Source organism: Pseudomonas hefeiensis (assembly GCF_030687835.1).
Taxonomy (GTDB): Bacteria; Pseudomonadota; Gammaproteobacteria; order Pseudomonadales; family Pseudomonadaceae; genus Aquipseudomonas; species Aquipseudomonas hefeiensis.
Genome location: NZ_CP117449.1, coordinates 4,811,475 through 4,828,788, shown reverse-complemented (window position 1 = coordinate 4,828,788; position 17,314 = coordinate 4,811,475). Strand labels below are relative to the sequence as shown.

Here is a 17,314-nt window from a genome sequence, read left to right as displayed (position 1 = left end):
GCGCTCTGTCTGATACACCTGAATCGCCAGTTTGGGGCTGCTTCGCAGCCCAGCGGGGATAAATCCCCTCGCCACAGGTTCAGTGCCTGGGCTCAAGTTCATGGGCTTCAGCTTGGTTGCTTAATAAAACATCGACCGCGCTTCTTCGATCTCCGCACACCTGGCTTTGTTTTCCGGGTCGATGCCCAGCTTCTTGAAAGCCGGTACCGCGAAGGCATCAATCCTGCCGAGGGGGTGGTCGGTGTCCTTGTAGCAATACAAGGCAGCGACCTGCACCAAGTCGACGTAATCGAGTTGTTTCGAATCTCGGGTGAAGTCCAGATACAACCCCGGCAGCTTCACCAGTCTTTCTGGAAACTCCCACACACTGAGCAACTTGTCCCCCAGCACCGGGTGAATCGTTTCGATGACATGGGTGAGGCTGACCGGGTCAGACAACAATTCATTGTTGTCTTCGGCGTAGGTGAGAATCGGCAGTACGCCGATCTGATGCACCAGCCCGCCCAGCGCGGCCTGGTCGGGTTTGAGTTGCGTATAGACACGGCACAACGCATAGCTGACGCCGGCGATTTCCAGGCTTTTGCGCCAGACCTCGCGCATCTTCTGCTCTACCACTTCGGAACGGGCATGGAAAATCTGCTCCATGACCAGACCGATGGCCAGGTTGCTGCTGTAGTTGACCCCCAGCCGGGTAATGGCTGTGTGCAGGTCTGTGACTTCCTGGGTAGCTCGCAGCAGTGGGCTGTTGACCACTTTTATCAGGCGCGCTGAAAGCGCCGTGTCACGACCAATCACTTTGCTCAGGTTGCTGACGCTGATCTCCGGGTCTTCGGCGGCCCGGCGAATCTGCAGGGCCACTTCCGGTAATGTTGGCAGAACCAGGTCATCGTTATCGATGGCCTCCACCAAATCCCGTTGGACCTTATCCGCCAAATCGCTCATTTCGTTTCTCTAGGGTGTTACGACAAAATGCTGCGATCAGCGCTGGATTTCGCGGTCGCGGTCCAGTTCGTAAGGCAGGTCGAGCAATTGCAGGCCCGGGCCTTCCAGCGCGCCGAGGTGCAAATTGTCATCTTCTGCAGCTTCGGCCCTGTACCACGGCCAGCAGTTCAATGTTTCGTTCGGCGCGAGCGGCCATCACCACTTCACCGATGGAGCTGCCGTGCGTGGGGGAAAACAAAGGGGTACCGGGTTCGGGCAGCTCGCTGGCGTCCAGTTGCAGGCGATACAGGCGCCGCTTGAGCTTGCCCAGGTACTGCATGCGGGCGACGATTTCCTGGCCTGTGTAGCAGCCTTTCTTGAAACTCACACCGCCGACGGCTTGCAGATTAAGCATCTGCGGTATGAACAGTTCACGGGTGGCCGGCATGACCTGGCCGATCCCGGCGCGGATCTGGCCCAGCAGCCACTGGTTCAGCTCACCCTCGGTCAACTGTTGACGCAGCCGGGCTACAAGCGTTTCGACCTGTTCAGCGGGTGCCCAGAGTTCGGCGCGGTTGGGAGAGACGCGAATGGCGATCAGGCAATCATGACGAACGACGCTGTCGGTGTCGGCCGGCAGTTCGAGGGCCCAAGGCTACGAGTGCCGTGTCGGCGTTTTCCAGACCGAAGCGAACCCAGGCGGTGCTTTCATCGGTCAGTCGGGATTTGGAGAACACGGCATATTTTTTCAGGTCCGCCAGTTGCGGTTCGAGCAATTCGGTGGCCATTGCCATCAGTACACCATCGCCTTGGAGCAGGATGCGGAAACTCGATTGCATCCGGCCTTTCTGGGTGCAGCGGGCACCAAGGCTTGCCCGGCTGTCGCTCAGGTAGTTGAGGTTGCAGGTCAATTGGCCTTGCAGGAATTTGCCAGCATCCACGCCGCGGACCGCGAGAACGCCTTCGTGGGACAGGGTGCAGAAAAAAGCGGAATCAGCCATGGGTCATCGCAGGGTAAATAGTCTGGTGGACATCATAAGGGGGCGCCCTTGAAATGGGTAGTTCACAAAGGATCGGTGGTGCCTGAGCTGAGCCGTCTGTTCCATCGCGGCGGGGCCTGTATACTTGCGCTCTATTTGAGGAGCGCTCCATGGTCGAAGATGTTGAACTGAATCGCCTCTACTGGCACAGCCGTCGCGGCATGCTTGAGCTTGATGTGTTGCTGGTGCCGTTCGTGAAAGAAGTCTATCCCCACCTTAACGACGTGGACCGTGCGTGCTACGTGCGCCTGCTCGAGTGCGAGGATGAGGACATGTTCGGCTGGTTCATGGAGCGCAGTGAATCCGAAGACCCGGAGCTGCAGCGCATGGTTCGGATGATCCTGGACCGTGTCCAGCCCAAGTAATCGCTTTGAATGCCGCTGGCAGGCCTCCGGGCAACTGCTGGCGGCCTATCTCCTGGCTCAGGCCTTCGCTCTGGGTTCGTTGTTGCTGTTGTCGGTCCCGCTCTGGTTAATCGCCCTTGGCGTGGTGCTGTGCCTGGCCCATGGCGCCTGGACGCTACCGCGACATCTATTGTTGACCCATCATCAGGCTTTTTGTCGGTTGCGTCGTGATGCCGATGGCTGGCAGCTGTGGAACAGGGCCGCTGGCTGGCAGGCGGTGCAATTGCGCCCGGACAGCCTGGCGTTGCCGATGATTATCGTGCTGCGTTTTCGCTTGCGGGGTGAGTGGCGGGTCCGCTCGCTGTGTGTGCCCCGCGATGCGCTGGCGCCGGATCTGCACCGGCGCCTGCGGGTTCGGCTCAAGTTCAGCCGGCGTAGGTGGGCGGCACCAGAATAGTGTCCAGCGCTTCGGGCAGCAGGTCCGGGTAATCGAGGGTGTAGTGCAACCCCCGACTTTCCTTGCGTTCCATGGCCGAGCGGATCATCAACTCAGCCACCTGTGCCAGATTGCGCAACTCGATCAGGTCGCGGCTGACTTTGTAGTTGCTGTAGAACTCATCGATTTCATCCAGCAACAGCCGCACCCGATGCTGCGCCCTTTGCAGGCGTTTGTTGGTGCGCACGATGCCGACGTAGTCCCACATGAAGCGCCGCAGCTCGTCCCAGTTGTGAGCAATGATCACATCTTCGTCCGAATCGGTGACCTGGCTGGCATCCCACGAGGGGAGGGCGGCTGGAATGGCGATCTGCGGCAGTTGTTCAAGAATGTCCGCCGCCGCCGAGCGGGCGTAGACGAAACACTCCAGCAGCGAGTTGCTGGCCATGCGGTTGGCGCCGTGCAGGCCGGTGAAACTGGTTTCGCCAATGGCATACAGGCCTGGTACGTCGGTGCGACCCTGTTGGTCCACCATCACCCCACCGCACGTGTAGTGCGCCGCCGGCACCACCGGAATCGGTTGCTTGGTGATGTCGATGGAAAACTCCAGGCAACGCTCGTACACCGTCGGGAAATGGCTCTTGATGAACGCTTCGGGTTTGTGGCTGATGTCCAGGTAGACGCAGTCGATGCCCAGGCGCTTCATTTCGTGGTCGATGGCGCGGGCGACGATATCCCGGGGTGCCAGTTCGGCACGGGGATCGAAGCGCTGCATGAAGCGCTCGCCATTGGGAAGCTTCAGGTGAGCACCTTCACCGCGCAGGGCCTCGGTGACCAGGAAGCTCTTGGCCAGCGGATGGTAGAGGCATGTAGGGTGGAACTGGTTGAACTCCAGGTTCGCCACCCGGCAACCCGAGCGCCAGGCCATGGCAATGCCGTCCCCACAGGCGCCATCGGGGTTACTGGTATACAAATAGACTTTCGCTGCGCCGCCGGAAGCCAGGATCACGAAACGTGCGCCGTAGGTGTCGACTTCGCCGGTGCCGCGGTTGAGTACGTAGGCGCCCAGGCAGCGATCACCGTCCAGGCCCAGGCGTTTTTCGGTAATCAGGTCGACCGCGACTCGTTGTTCCAGAAGCTCAATATTTGGCCGTTGGCGGGCCTTGGCCAGCAGTGTCTTGAAAATCGCCGCGCCGGTGGCATCGGCCGCGTGAATGATGCGTCGATGACTATGACCGCCTTCGCGGGTCAAGTGAAATTCGAAACCACCGTCTTCGGTGCCCGATTGCTCGTCACGGGTGAAAGGCACACCCTGGTCAATCAGCCACTGTATGGCCTCCCTGCTGTGCTCGACGGTGAAACGCACAGCGTCTGGATTGCACAGGCCGCCGCCGGCATTGAGGGTGTCATCGACATGCGATTCAATAGTGTCGGTGTCATCCAGCACGGCCGCGACCCCGCCCTGGGCCCAGAACGTCGAACCGTTGGCCAGGTCGCCTTTGCTCAGTACTGCGATGCGCAGATGTTCAGGCAGGGTCAGCGCAAGGCTCAATCCGGCGGCGCCGCTGCCGATTACCAGAACATCGTGTTGGAACTGTTGGCTCATTTGAAAGGTTTCCGCTCAAAACGACCCGGGTCGGGGTTGGCGCAAGACATCCGTTTCAATGGGTCAGGCAGCCATGCAGCCCACTAGTATATAGAGAGGGGGATCGGCACAATAGCGGCGTATTCATGGCAATGTGAAACCAAGATGACAGAAAAGCGATGCGCTTCGTCGGGTCACGATTTTGGTGGATGGGCGACAAGGCGACCGTTTCGAGGATGAAAGGCTGTTTATCTCGTCAGGGTTCCCCGATGTTCCATACACACGGCTATAAATAGTTGGAACTTTTGCCGAGCGACCGGGTTCAATAGACGGTTGTCTGCAAAAGGGAACAACGTCGGGTTGGTGCAAGATTAGGATTTGAATCTTTGCCGACAGGCCCGGCGACAGATTATTCGCGCAGCCGGGGAATCTCGTGCTGCGCTTTTCGTGCGTGCCGGATCAGAGCACGCCGGAAACTTGCTTGAAGGGGGAGAACTTTTGCGAAAAGCCCGAGTCTATGGTTGCAAGCCCGGTCGATTAGTAATGCAGGCCTCCTTCGAGCTTATCGAGGAGTGTTCATGCTAACCCAGGAAGAGGATCAGCAACTGGTCGAGCGCGTTCAACGCGGCGACAAGCGAGCTTTCGATCTGCTAGTGCTGAAATACCAGCACAAAATTCTCGGGTTGATCGTGCGTTTTGTGCACGACACCCATGAAGCCCAGGATGTTGCTCAGGAAGCCTTCATCAAGGCTTACCGTGCACTTGGTAATTTTCGCGGAGACAGCGCGTTTTACACGTGGCTTTACCGCATCGCCATTAACACGGCGAAACTATCTGGTTTCACGCGGCCGCCGGCCGCCGGATAGTGATGTGAGTTCTGAGGATGCAGAGTTCTATGATGGCGATCATGGCCTCAAGGATCTTGAGTCACCAGAACGAGCGTTGCTGCGCGATGAGATCGAAGGCACTGTCCATCGAACCATCCAGCAACTGCCCGAAGATTTGCGTACGGCTCTAACTTTACGTGAATTCGACGGTCTGAGTTTACGAGGACATTGCCAGCGTCATGCAATGTCCAGTGGGCACCGTGCGCTCCCGGATTTTCCGCGCTCGGGAGGCCATTGATAAAGCCCTGCAACCATTGTTGCAGGAAAACTGAGACAGCGGCGACAGCCAAGAGAGGAACGCCATGAGTCGTGAAGCCCTGCAGGAATCGCTGTCCGCAGTGATGGATAACGAAGCGGACGAACTGGAATTGCGTCGGGTACTGAATGCCTTCGACGATGTTGAAACCCGTGAGACCTGGGCTCGTTACCAGATCGCCCGGGCTGTCATGCACAAGGACCTGCTGCTTCCGCGTCTGGACATCGCTGCGGCTGTTTCTGCTGCACTGGCTGATGAAGCTGTTCCGGCAAAAGCCTCCCGTAGCCCATGGCGTAACCTGGGTCGTCTGGCGGTTGCCGCTTCGGTTACCGTAGCTGTTCTGGCCGGTGTGCGCCTGTACAACCAGGATGAGATTGCTGGCGTGCAGATGGCGCAGCAGTCCAATCAGCCAGGCTTGGCCGCTCCGCAGGTCAAGGGGCCGGCAGTGTTGGCCGGTTACAGCGAAAGCTCAGAAGTCGCAGGTCCGATGGCCAACGGTGTGCTGCAAGGCCAACCAGGCTGGCATGATCAGCGTCTGCCCAATTACCTGCGTCAGCATGCCCAAGAAGCTGCTCTGAAAGGTACCGAAAGCGCGCTGCCTTACGCCCGTGCAGCCAGTCTGGAAAACCGCTAAGGAGGACCATTGCGCGCCATACCTCTCTTTTCAGTTCTGCTTGGTGCCTGGTGCGTCATTCCAGCCCATGCCGGTGAGGCTCAGGACTGGCTGAATCGTCTGAGTCAAGCCGAGCAACAGCAAAGCTTTCAGGGCACTTTCGTTTACGAGCGCAACGGTAGTTTTTCTACCCATAACATCTGGCATCGTGTCCAGGATGGCAAAGTCCGCGAGCGGCTACTCCAGCTCGACGGTTCGGCACAGGAAGTCCTGCGCATTGATGGACGTACTCAATGCGTAAGTGGCTCCTTGGTTGCAGGGGTGGGGAATACGCCTGAAGGCACGGCACGTGCGCTTGATCCGCAAAAACTCAAGAATTGGTATGACCTTGCCGTCATTGGCAAGTCGCGTGTGGCCGGGCGCCCGGCGGTGATTGTGGCGCTGACGCCCAAGGACCAGCATCGTTATGGTTTCGAATTGCATCTGGACAGAGAGACTGGCTTGCCCCTCAAGTCTTTGTTGCTCAATGACAAGGGCCAATTGCTCGAACGTTTCCAGTTCACGCGTTTGAACATTACCGAGCCGTCAGAGGGCGATTTGCAAGCGACTGCCGAATGCAAGGTTGTAGCGCAGAACGCCGGTAAGAACCCGATCGTGAAAACTGCCTGGCATTCGGACTGGCTGCCCCCCGGTTTTGAGCTGAGCAGCAGCGCTATGAGAAAGGACCCGGAGACCAAGGTTCAGGTCAGCAGCCTGATGTACGACGATGGCCTGGCTCGCTTCTCAGTGTTTCTGGAGCCATTGAACGGTGCTACCGTGACTGATACCCGTACTCAGCTCGGCCCGACGGCTGCCGTTTCGCGTCGACTCACGACACCCCAAGGGGAAATGATGGTTACGGTGGTCGGCGAAATTCCCATTGGCACAGCGGAACGGATCGCGCTTTCCATGCGTTCCGATGCCACGGCGACTCAATAGCTGCCTGGGTGGTTCGATTAGGAAAGAGGCTTGTAATGCCGGGACTTGATCGAAATGCCGAAACTTCCTGTCAGTATTTTCATTTGCAAAATCCCATTTTTTTTTCTATAGGTCAGAGCCGCTCGGCTCTGGCCTTGCCTGTTTGCGGAACAAAAATACCGGCGTATCTTCCCCTGGTATTTCTTGCTCCATATCGCTTAACCACGCTCGTCGTAACGGGAGCCGTATGTCGATACCACGCTTGAAAACCTATCTCTCCATCTTTGCCACTGTGCTTGTGCTCGGTCAGGCCGTTCCCGCTATGGCGGTCGAATTGCCTGACTTCACTGAGCTGGTCGAGCAAGCCTCGCCCGCGGTGGTGAACATCAGTACCACCCAGAAACTGCCGGAACGCAGGGTGATGGACCAGCAGATGCCGGATCTGGAAGGTTTGCCGCCGATGTTGCGCGAGTTCTTCGAGCGCGGGATGCCGCAACCGCGCTCTCCCGGTGGTGGCCGCCAACGTGAAGCGCAGTCCCTGGGCTCAGGCTTCATTATTTCGCCCGACGGTTACATCCTGACCAATAACCATGTGATTGCCGATGCCGACGAGATCCTGGTACGCCTGGCAGACCGTAGTGAACTCAAGGCCAAGCTGATCGGCACTGACCCGCGTTCTGACGTGGCGCTGCTGAAGATCGAAGGTAAAGACCTGCCCGTGCTCAAACTGGGCAAATCCCAGAACCTGAAAGCTGGCCAGTGGGTCGTGGCCATCGGCTCGCCGTTCGGCTTCGACCATACCGTAACCCAGGGCATCGTCAGCGCAATCGGTCGCAGCCTGCCGAACGAAAACTACGTGCCGTTCATCCAGACTGACGTGCCGATCAACCCAGGTAACTCTGGTGGCCCGCTGTTCAACCTCGACGGTGAAGTAGTGGGAATCAACTCCCAGATCTATACCCGTTCGGGCGGTTTCATGGGCGTGTCCTTCGCGATTCCGATCGATGTTGCCATGGACGTATCCAACCAACTGAAAACCGAAGGCAAGGTCAGCCGCGGCTGGTTGGGCGTGGTCATCCAGGAAGTGAACAAAGACCTGGCCGAGTCGTTCGGTCTGGAGAAACCTGCCGGTGCGCTGGTGGCGCAAATTCAGGAGGATGGTCCGGCTGCCAAAGGTGGCCTGCAAGTGGGCGACGTGATCCTGAGCATGAATGGCCAGCCGATCGTCATGTCCGCTGACCTGCCACATCTGGTGGGCGCCCTCAAAGCCGGTTCCAAGGCTAATTTGGAAGTGATCCGCGAAGGTAAACGCACAAACGTCGAGTTGACCGTTGGCGCCATTCCTGAGGAAGGCAAGGAGCTGGATTCGCTGGCCAAGTCAGGCGCGGAACGTAGCAGCAATCGTCTGGGCGTGGCGGTAGCGGAGCTTACGCCGGAGCAAAAGCGGACCCTGGAGCTGCAAGGTGGTGTAGTGATCAAGGAGGTGCAGGACGGTCCTGCGGCCATGATCGGCCTGCAACCAGGCGACATCATTACTCATTTGAACAACCAGGCAATCGGTTCGACCAAGGAGTTCACCGACATCGCCAAGGCGTTGCCGAAAAATCGTTCGGTCTCGATGCGGGTTCTGCGTCAAGGCCGTGCGAGTTTCATTACTTTCAAACTGGCCGAATGATCGCTTAGCTACCCCAAAAAAACCGCCTCGATAGAGGCGGTTTTTTTATGGGTGTCAGGCCTGGCTGGTGGCTTGGATTGCTGGTCGATTGCATGTCACACCTGATCAATTGCCCTTGATTGGATGTTTTTTCTGGATGATGTATCCAGCCGCAGGCGATTTATCAGCTTGCTTGGGTCGCCTAAGCTCCGATCTCCATCGATTCATGAAGGAGATATCCCATGCCAGACCATTCCATCCAAGGCAAAATCGTTCTCATCGCTGGCGGCGCCAAAAACCTCGGCGGCTTGATCGCCCGTGATTTGGCCGAGCAAGGCGCCAAAGCCGTTGCGATCCACTACAACAGCGCCGCTTCCAAAGCGGACGCCGATGCGACCGTGGCAGCGATCCAGGCCTGCGGTGCACAGGCCGTGGCCTTGCAGGGCGACCTAAGGACGGCCGGTGCTGTCGAAAAGCTGTTTGCCGACGCCATTGCCGTGGTCGGCAGGCCAGACATCGCCATCAATACCGTGGGCAAAGTACTCAAAAAACCACTCGCCGAGGTCAGCGAAGTCGATTACGACGAGATGACAGCGGTCAATTCCAAGGTGGCCTTTTTCTTTCTCAAGGAAGCAGGCAAGCACGTCAATGACAATGGCAAGATCTGTACGCTGGTGACTTCTCTTCTGGGGGCATTCACCCCGTTCTATGCGGCCTATGCCGGTACCAAGGCACCGGTTGAGCATTACACTCGTGCGGCCTCCAAGGAGTTCGGTGCACGGGGTATCTCGGTGACTGCCGTGGGGCCCGGTCCAATGGATACGCCGTTCTTCTACCCGGCCGAAGGTGCCGACGCGGTGGCCTACCACAAGACAGCTGCCGCACTGTCGTCCTCGAGCAAGACGGGTCTGACCGATATTGAAGACGTCGTGCCTTTCATTCGTCATCTGGTCAGCGATGGCTGGTGGATCACTGGGCAGACCATCCTTATCAACGGCGGCTACACCACCAAGTGAGCCGATCATTCAGAGCATGATGCTTGGCGCGGTAGGCGTGTTGCTGACTGCGCTTTTGATCTGGCTGATACCGGCCCTCTCGCGTTGGGCTTACACCGCGCGGGTTGGACAGGTGGGGCGACCCGCAACTGTGGCTATTCTTCTACTTGTCGTGTGCGCATTTGGCAAAAATGGAAGTTCAGGGCTTTGGTGGCTTATGAGCCGAGGGCTGGGCGCCAGGTAGGCGTTGCGGTTGGCTCGTTGCCAGCCCAGGAATATCGACAGGGCAGATGAATGGACAGATTCGACCAGTACCGCGTGTTCGCGCAAGTGGCGGAAATGGGTAGCTTTATCAGGGCGGCCAATGCCCTGCAGTTGCCACGCGCTTCAGTGTCGGCGGCCATCCAGCAGTTGGAGGCGCACCTGGGTGGGCGTTTATTGCATCGGACGACACGACAGGTGCGGCTGACAGCTGACGGCGAGCAGCTTCTGGAGCGCGTGCGGTCCCTGCTCGCCGAAGTGGAAGACATCGATCAGTTGTTTCAGGCCAGCAAGCATCAGGTTTCCGGCCGATTGATCATTGATGCGCCCAGCCGTATTGCCCGCCGCCTTATTGCCCCGGCGCTAGCCGGATTGCTGCGTCGCTATCCTCGATTGCACGTGACGCTGGGTTCAACCGATCGTGCCGTCGATCTGGTGCGCGAAGGTGTGGACTGCGCGGTGCGCATCGGTGCACTGCATGACAGCAGCCTCGTCGTGCGATCGCTGGGCCACATTGCCTTGGTCAATTGCGCAAGCCCCGACTATTTGCGTGAGTACGGAGAGCCGCTTAAGCCGGAGGAACTGTCCAGCGGACATTGGGCTGTGGGCTACGCATCGCCGAAATCAGGCAGAGAACTGCCCTGGGAGTACCTGTCCAGCGATGACAGTGAACATCTGATCGAGCTGCCCAGTCAGGTGGTTGTGAACAATGCCGAAAGCTACATCGCCTGCTGTCGTGGAGGCCTGGGGCTGATTCAGATTCCTCGCTTCGATGTCCAGCATTTGTTGGATTCAGGTGAGTTGATGGAGGTCATGCCGGATTATCGTGCGGCATCCATGCCGGTCTCTTTGCTCTACCCGCATCGGCGCCAGCGTTCACGACGGTTGGCGGTCTTTCATGAGTGGTTCGAAGCACTCATGAAACCGCATCTGGAGACCTGATCGGGACAGGTCCTTGAAACGAGGGGCGCCTTTCTGACTCAAGGCTTACCCCATCATGTCCTTGACCATGCGCTCCTGCTCCATGAGCTCGCGCTGCCTGGCGTCGATGCGTGACGACAGCGGGAAATTGCTACCGGCGCGCCGTTTGGCGAAGTCCAGTTGCTGGATGGCCTGACGGTAGTCGCCTACCAGTGCGAAATATTCGGCGCGGGCTTGATGCAGGCCAATGATATTGCCCGACAGCCCCCGAGTCTCTGCCACCATGTACCAGACGTCCGGATCGTCGGGGCGAGTCTTGAGCAGGTCCTCAAGCGCTTTCTCGGCGTCGGCGGGACGGTTCTGCTTGAGCAGCAGGTCGACACGCACCTGATTCAATGGATAGTTGCCCGGGTACTGGGTCAGCATCCGGTCGACGCGAGCCTGAGCGTCTGGCAGCTTGTTGCTGGTGATGTCCAGATCGACCTGGGCCAGGTTATAGATGATCTCGTTGGGCGATTTGACCAGCAGCTGCTTGAGGTTTTCCCGGGCCTCATTCAACTGGCCGCCCTTGATCTGCGCGATCGCCAAACCATAGCGGGCCACGTCGTTCTTCGGGTTTTCATCCAACTGCGCCCGGAAGCGCTTGGCGCCCAGTCCCGGAGTTTCTTCGTAGATCAACTTGACCCGTGCGCGAATCAATTGATAACGCATGCTGTCCTCGATGCCACCTGGCCTTGCCTGTTCGGCGCGGTTGCGGGTGTCAGCGATTCGGGATTCGGTCACCGGGTGAGTCAGGAGGAATTCAGGGGGCCTGGCGTCGAAACGGTACTGGCGCATCAGCCGCTCGAACATGCTCGGCATGGACCGCGGATCATAGCCGGCCTTTTCCAGGTTCTGGATGCCGATGCGGTCGGCTTCCTGCTCGTTCTGACGAGAGAAGCGCCGTTGTTCCTGGATGGCGGCCGCCTGGGTGCCGGCAATGGCCGCGATCCCGGCATCACCACCCCCGGCGGCGGCGATCACAATGCCGGCCAGCAGCGCTGCCATCATCGGCACCTGCATGCGTTGCTGGGCTTCGACGCCCCGGGCAAAGTGGCGTTGCGACAAGTGCGCCAGCTCGTGGGCCATGACCGAGGCGTATTCGCCTTCGGTTTGCGCGTTGAGGAACAATCCACCGTTTACCCCGACGATTCCGCCGGGTGCGGCGAAGGCGTTGAGCTGTGGGCTATTGATCAGGATGAATTCCAGGCGTCGGTCGTTGACCTGGCTGGTCTCCACCAGTTTGTAAACGCTGGACTCGACGTAGTCCTTGAGCAGTGGATCGTTGAGCTGTGAGACCTGACTGCGCAGCAAGGCCAGCCAGGCGCGACCCAACTGGTGCTCCTGTTGTGGCGAGACGATGGCAGAACTGGCGTCGCCAAGTGACGGCAGGTCGTCGGCGAAGCCCGGTGAGGCAAGCAGGCAAGCGAGCGTCAGCAGGGTGGGGCGCAGAAATGTCATGCACGAAGCCTTAGTTGACAAAGACCCTACTGTAGCCGGACACCAGGCCTGGGACCAGATATTCTAAGTCGCTCAACGACCTGCTGCGGAGTGAACCGATGACCGATGCTGTAGCCCCCGATGCCGAACTGGACGCCAGTGGCCTGAATTGTCCGTTACCACTGCTCAAGGCCAAGCTGGAACTCAATCGTCTGGCCAGCGGCGCCGTGCTCAAGGTGACCGCAACGGATGCGGGCTCCCAGCGTGATTTCCGCACCTTTGCCCGTCTGGCCGGTCATACCCTGCTGCGTGAAGAAGACGACAACGGCGTCTACCGTTACTGGCTGAAGAAAGCCTGAAAAACCGACAGTGGCCCTTAAGGATTTTTAATGTTCAAGGTGTTACGCGACTGGATCCAGCGCTACTTCTCCGACGAAGAGGCAGTCGTGCTGGCAGTGTTGCTGTTCCTGGCATTCACGGCAGTCCTCACGCTCGGCGGCATGCTCGCGCCGGTGCTGGCAGGGATGGTGCTGGCGTACCTGATGCAAGGGCTGGTCACGACGCTGGAACGGATGCGGCTGCCTGGCGCCATGGCGGTAGGGCTGGTATTCGCCCTGTTCATGGGTTTGTTGGTGGTGTTCGTCGTCGTGATCATGCCGCTGCTCTGGCATCAGTTGGTGACGCTGTTCAACGAATTGCCCGGGATGCTCGTCAAATGGCAGTCGCTGTTATTGCTGTTGCCTGAGCGCTATCCGCATCTGGTCTCCGATGAACAGGTACTGCAGGCCATTGAGGTGGTGCGTGGCCAGATCGGCACGTTCGGTCAGTGGGCGCTGACGTTTTCTTTGTCCAGCCTGCCGCTTCTGGTGAACATCATGATCTACCTGGTGCTGGTGCCGATCCTGGTGTTTTTCTTTCTCAAGGATCGGGAAATGATCGGGCGCTGGGTTCGTGGCTATCTGCCCCGCGAGCGGGCGCTGATCACTCGGGTGGCCCAGGAAATGAATCACCAGATCGCCAATTACATTCGCGGAAAAGTCATCGAGATTTTCATCTGCGGCGGCGTGACCTATATCGGCTTCGTGGCCCTGGGGCTCAATTACGCCGCACTGCTGGCGCTGCTGGTGGGTATTTCGGTGGTGGTGCCTTACGTCGGTACCGTGGTGGTGACCGTGCCGGTGGCGTTGATTGCGCTGTTCCAGTGGGGGTGGAGCGATCAGTTCATTTATCTGATGGCGGTCTACGGGATCATCCAGACGCTCGATGGCAACGTACTGGTGCCGCTGCTGTTCTCCGAGGCGGTGAACCTGCATCCGGTGGCGATCATCTGCGCGGTGTTGCTGTTTGGCGGGCTGTGGGGGTTCTGGGGGGTGTTCTTTGCGATTCCCCTGGCGACCCTGTTCAAGGCGGTGCTGGATGCGTGGCCGAGCCGGGAGCCGGTTGTGGCGCCGTTGTTGTAGCGGTCAATCTGAATTAGCTGGTGAGGCTGATGGCCCCTTCGCGAGCAAGCCCGCTCCCACATGGTTAGATTGTCGCAGATCCATGTGGGAGCGGGCTTGCTCGCGAAGGAGGTGGAGCAGGCGCTCCCAAAAGTCAGGCCTTGTTCAGAGCCTGAGCCGCCGCCAACACCGCCTCCACATGTCCCGGCACCTTCACGCCGCGCCATTCCTGGCGTAGCACACCATCCTTGTCGATCAGGAACGTGCTGCGATCAACGCCCAGGTATTCCTTGCCATAGAGCTTTTTCAGTTTGATCACGTCGAACAGCTGGCAGACGGCCTCGTCCTTGTCGCTGATCAGTTCGAACGGGAACTCCTGCTTGCACTTGAAGTTCTCGTGGGACTTGAGGCTATCGCGCGATACGCCGAACACTTCGGTGTTGGCAGCCTGGAACTGCGCGTACTGGTCACGAAAACCCTGGCCTTCGGTAGTACAGCCCGGGGTGCTGTCCTTGGGGTAGAAGTAAATCACCACCTGCTTGCCTTTAAGGGCGGCGAGGCTGACGGTGTGCCCGCTGGTGGCGGGCGCCTGGAAATCGGTAACCGGTTGGTCGATGGCAACGGCCATGAACGCTTCCTTACATTGGGTTTTGAGGGCGCCACGGTTCGATCAGGGCATCGAGGTTCATCGCGTCGGCGAAATCCAGGAACTGATCGCGCAGCCAACTGATCTGGGTGCCGGCCGGCAGTGTCACGGTGAACGTGGCATTGAGCATGGTGCCGCCGGTCTGCGGAGCCTGGTAGGTGTCGCAGGTCAGGTTTTCCAGCTCGACATGGTGGTCCATGAAGAACTGGCACAGCTCGTTGATGATGTCCGGGCGATAGGCCGAACTCACATATGCGACATAGGGTAGCGCCTGGGGACGGTTTTCCAGGGCGGCGCTGCGCACCACGTTGACGGTGAAGGCGTGTTTCTTGGCCAGCACTGGCAAGCTGGCTTCCAGGCGGGCCAGGGCGTCCCAGCTGCCGGAGATTTCAAGCACGAGCGCACTGCATTCGCCGTGACGGGTCAGGCGTGAGGTTACGACGGCGCAGCGATTTTCATGGCTGGCGCGGCACAGGACGTTAGTCAGCTCCATGGGGTTGGCGCCAAGGGCACTGATAACAAGGAATTGTTCGCGGACTGTGGGGGTGGACATGCAGCATTCCTAAAACGATGAGCGGTCGGCACTTTTGTAGCTCGGCACGGTGACAGACCTGGAGAAACGAACGACTCAAGCCCTGTGCCTGGGGTTGCGCTGCATTCCGGGACGGCGGGAATGCGGCAAGACAAACGCAGGAATGGGGCTTGTGGCGACGAAAACGGAGGCTGGGAACCGGCGTATGAGCTTATCGGTACCGATCAAAGCCTGAAGGGTAGCGAAAACCATCGCCAAGGGGAATGGTAGTTCGCTTGTACAAGCATCTTGGCGCCAGTACCATTACCGCTCTCTTTTTCCGGCAGGAGCGGTTTCATGATTGCGGGCAGTATGGTGGCACTGGTCACACCCATGGATGCACAAGGGCGTCTTGACTGGGCCAGCCTCAGCAAACTCGTGGACTTCCACCTTGAAAACGGCACCCATGCCATTGTCGCCGTCGGTACCACCGGCGAGTCGGCAACCCTCGACGTCAATGAGCACATCGAAGTCATCCGTGCCGTGGTCAAGCAGGTAGCCGGGAAGATTCCGGTGATCGCCGGTACCGGCGCCAATTCGACCCGCGAAGCCGTCGAGCTGACCCGTAACGCCAAGGAAGCCGGCGCCGACGCCTGCCTACTCGTCGTGCCGTATTACAACAAGCCAACCCAGGAAGGCTTGTACCAGCACTTCAAGCACATTGCCGAGGCTGTGGACATCCCGCAGATTCTCTACAACGTTCCTGGCCGTACCTCCTGCGACATGCAGGCCGAGACCGTGATTCGCCTCTCCACCGTGCCGAACATCATCGGCATCAAGGAAGCCACCGGCCACCTGGACCGCGCCAAAGCCATCCTCGCTGGCGTGAGCGATGACTTCATCGTGCTGTCCGGCGATGATCCGACCGCGGTCGAACTGATCCTGCTGGGTGGCAAGGGCAATATCTCCGTCACCGCCAACGTCGCTCCGCGCGAAATGGCCGACCTGTGCGAGGCTGCGCTCAAGGGCGACGCCGAGACCGCGCGGGCCATCAACGAAAAACTGATGCCGCTGCACAGGGACCTGTTCATCGAAGCCAACCCGATTCCGGTGAAGTGGGCTTTGGTTGAAATGGGCCTGATGCATCAAGGCATCCGCCTGCCGCTCACCTGGCTGAGCGAAGCCTGTCACGAACCGCTTCGGCAGGCCATGCGCCAGTCGGGCGTCCTGGTTTAATTGAGGAAGTACAACGCATGAAGCGAATGGCCGGACTTTCCGCACTTGCCTTGATTATCTCCAGCACCAGCGGCTGCGGATGGGTCTGGGGCCCGGAAGGTTACTTCCGCGACCGTGGTAGCGATTACCTGGAAGCGCAACAGACTGCACCGATGCAACTGCCCCCCGATGTCAATGTCGCCAAGCGTCTGGATCCGTTGCTGCCGATCCCGCGTAATGTGGCTGACGACAGCGTCAAGGGTGAATACATCGTCCCCCGTCCACAGCCGCTCACGGCCATGGCCGATGCCAGCGACTACACCCTGCAGAAGAGTGGCGATTCAAGCTGGGTCATGGCCCAGCATCCACCGGCCGAAGTCTGGCCCGTGGCGATCCAGTTCTTCCAGGACAACGGTTTCCGCCTGGACGAACAGCGCCCGCAAACGGGCGAGTTCACCACGACCTGGCAACGTGCCGATGAGCTGTCCGCCGCCATGGCCAAGCGCCTGAGCGCCGCCGGTGTCGGTGCCGACAGCGAAAGCCGCGTGCGGGTTCGCATCGAGCCAGGCGTGCAGCGCAACACCAGTGAAATCTACGTGGTCAGCGCCGAACGTCCTGCCGGCAGCACCGCCGATGTGGCCTTCACCAACCGTTCGGTCAACACCGGCCTGGACGCCGCGCTGGTGGACGACATGCTCGCCAGCATGAGCCGCACCGCAGAACAGGGCGGTTCGGTTTCGATGCTTGCATCCCGGGATTTCGACGTGCCGAGCCGCGTCAGCCTGAGCGAAGACGGCAGCGGCAACCCGGTGCTCAACGTCGGCTCCGACCTGGATCGCGCCTGGTCGAGTGTGGGTCGCGCGCTGGAGCAGGGTGAGTGGCGGGTTGAAGACATCAACCGCAGCCTGGGCCTGTACTACATCAACCTCGCCGAAAAGGCCGAGAATAAAGATGAGAAGCCTGGCTTCTTCAGTGGTCTGTTCGGCAGCGCGCCGGACAAGGAAGAAATTGAAGCCCGTGCCGAGCGTTATCAGGTTCGCCTGAGCAAGGTGGGTGAGAGCGTTCAGGTGACCGTCGAGAAAAACATCAACACCGTGGCGCCGGCCGATGTGGCCCGCAAGGTGTTGGGCGTGATTCAGGACAACCTGGGCTGA

At 59.3% G+C, this 17,314-nt stretch carries 16 protein-coding genes and 2 pseudogenes; 12 read left to right on the top strand and 6 right to left on the bottom strand.

The features are described 5' to 3' along the window. Window positions 1-120: 120 nt before the first annotated feature. Both PSH57_RS21625 and ygfZ read right to left on the bottom strand, forming a co-directional pair. Window positions 121-942 carry an HDOD domain-containing protein gene (locus PSH57_RS21625; RefSeq protein ID WP_305385448.1) on the bottom strand — a complete coding sequence of 274 codons (822 nt, stop codon included), beginning with the start codon at window positions 940-942 and terminating at the stop codon, window positions 121-123. Between the two features lie 36 nt (window positions 943-978). Further along, window positions 979-1,922 (bottom strand): annotated as a pseudogene (gene ygfZ, locus PSH57_RS21620) (CAF17-like 4Fe-4S cluster assembly/insertion protein YgfZ). 149 nt (window positions 1,923-2,071) lie between these two features. Here ygfZ and PSH57_RS21615 point away from each other — a divergent pair. Next, complete coding sequence (locus PSH57_RS21615; RefSeq protein ID WP_305444738.1) at window positions 2,072-2,326, top strand: FAD assembly factor SdhE; 255 nt, start codon at window positions 2,072-2,074, stop codon at window positions 2,324-2,326. After that, complete coding sequence (locus tag PSH57_RS21610; protein ID WP_305385435.1) at window positions 2,310-2,762, top strand: protein YgfX; 453 nt, start codon at window positions 2,310-2,312, stop codon at window positions 2,760-2,762. Before PSH57_RS21615 ends, PSH57_RS21610 begins: the two co-directional genes overlap by 17 nt. Here PSH57_RS21610 and nadB read toward each other — a convergent pair. Then, window positions 2,731-4,347, bottom strand: coding sequence for an L-aspartate oxidase (nadB, locus tag PSH57_RS21605; protein WP_305385434.1), 1,617 nt, complete (start codon window positions 4,345-4,347; stop codon window positions 2,731-2,733). The two genes, PSH57_RS21610 and nadB, sit on opposite strands and share 32 nt — an antisense overlap. A 557-nt stretch (window positions 4,348-4,904) precedes the next feature. On the opposite strand from nadB, the pseudogene rpoE reads away from it, so the two are divergent. From rpoE to PSH57_RS21570, 6 genes and pseudogenes are all read left to right on the top strand, one after another. Further along, a pseudogene (gene rpoE, locus PSH57_RS29400) lies at window positions 4,905-5,485 on the top strand (RNA polymerase sigma factor RpoE/AlgU). 30 nt (window positions 5,486-5,515) lie between these two features. Then, window positions 5,516-6,103: a sigma-E factor negative regulatory protein gene (locus tag PSH57_RS21590; protein ID WP_256231798.1), complete on the top strand. Its 588-nt coding sequence runs from the start codon at window positions 5,516-5,518 to the stop codon at window positions 6,101-6,103. Between the two features lie 9 nt (window positions 6,104-6,112). After that, window positions 6,113-7,060, top strand: a complete 948-nt coding sequence (locus PSH57_RS21585; RefSeq protein ID WP_305385433.1) for a MucB/RseB C-terminal domain-containing protein — start codon at window positions 6,113-6,115, stop codon at window positions 7,058-7,060. 226 nt (window positions 7,061-7,286) lie between these two features. After that, on the top strand, window positions 7,287-8,714 hold the full coding sequence (locus PSH57_RS21580; RefSeq protein ID WP_305385432.1) for a DegQ family serine endoprotease: 1,428 nt from the start codon (window positions 7,287-7,289) through the stop codon (window positions 8,712-8,714). A gap of 221 nt (window positions 8,715-8,935) precedes the next feature. Next, window positions 8,936-9,709 carry an SDR family oxidoreductase gene (locus PSH57_RS21575; RefSeq protein ID WP_305385430.1) on the top strand — a complete coding sequence of 258 codons (774 nt, stop codon included), beginning with the start codon at window positions 8,936-8,938 and terminating at the stop codon, window positions 9,707-9,709. Window positions 9,710-9,982: 273 nt separating this feature from the next. Further along, on the top strand, window positions 9,983-10,891 hold the full coding sequence (locus PSH57_RS21570; protein WP_305385428.1) for a LysR family transcriptional regulator: 909 nt from the start codon (window positions 9,983-9,985) through the stop codon (window positions 10,889-10,891). 45 nt (window positions 10,892-10,936) lie between these two features. On the opposite strand, the gene PSH57_RS21565 is transcribed toward PSH57_RS21570, so the two are convergent. Continuing rightward, window positions 10,937-12,370: a M48 family metalloprotease gene (locus tag PSH57_RS21565; RefSeq protein WP_305385426.1), complete on the bottom strand. Its 1,434-nt coding sequence runs from the start codon at window positions 12,368-12,370 to the stop codon at window positions 10,937-10,939. A 98-nt stretch (window positions 12,371-12,468) separates the two neighbouring features. Here PSH57_RS21565 and PSH57_RS21560 point away from each other — a divergent pair, with 98 nt between their 5' ends. Beyond that, window positions 12,469-12,708, top strand: a complete 240-nt coding sequence (locus PSH57_RS21560) for a sulfurtransferase TusA family protein (RefSeq protein WP_047227968.1) — start codon at window positions 12,469-12,471, stop codon at window positions 12,706-12,708. Window positions 12,709-12,738: 30 nt separating this feature from the next. Continuing rightward, a complete protein-coding gene (locus PSH57_RS21555) occupies window positions 12,739-13,809 on the top strand; it encodes an AI-2E family transporter (protein ID WP_305385424.1) in 1,071 nt (356 codons plus the stop codon). A 133-nt stretch (window positions 13,810-13,942) separates the two neighbouring features. Here PSH57_RS21555 and PSH57_RS21550 read toward each other — a convergent pair whose 3' ends face one another. Together PSH57_RS21550 and PSH57_RS21545 are read right to left on the bottom strand one after the other, a co-directional pair. Continuing rightward, window positions 13,943-14,416, bottom strand: coding sequence for a peroxiredoxin (locus tag PSH57_RS21550; protein WP_305385422.1), 474 nt, complete (start codon window positions 14,414-14,416; stop codon window positions 13,943-13,945). 10 nt (window positions 14,417-14,426) lie between these two features. After that, window positions 14,427-14,987 (bottom strand): glycine cleavage system transcriptional repressor, encoded by a 561-nt coding sequence (locus tag PSH57_RS21545; RefSeq protein ID WP_047227965.1) that lies wholly within the window; start codon window positions 14,985-14,987, stop codon window positions 14,427-14,429. A 315-nt stretch (window positions 14,988-15,302) separates the two neighbouring features. Here PSH57_RS21545 and dapA point away from each other — a divergent pair, with 315 nt between their 5' ends. After that, on the top strand, window positions 15,303-16,181 hold the full coding sequence (gene dapA / locus PSH57_RS21540) for a 4-hydroxy-tetrahydrodipicolinate synthase (protein WP_305385421.1): 879 nt from the start codon (window positions 15,303-15,305) through the stop codon (window positions 16,179-16,181). 17 nt (window positions 16,182-16,198) lie between these two features. After that, window positions 16,199-17,314 (top strand): outer membrane protein assembly factor BamC, encoded by a 1,116-nt coding sequence (gene bamC, locus PSH57_RS21535; protein ID WP_305416084.1) that lies wholly within the window; start codon window positions 16,199-16,201, stop codon window positions 17,312-17,314.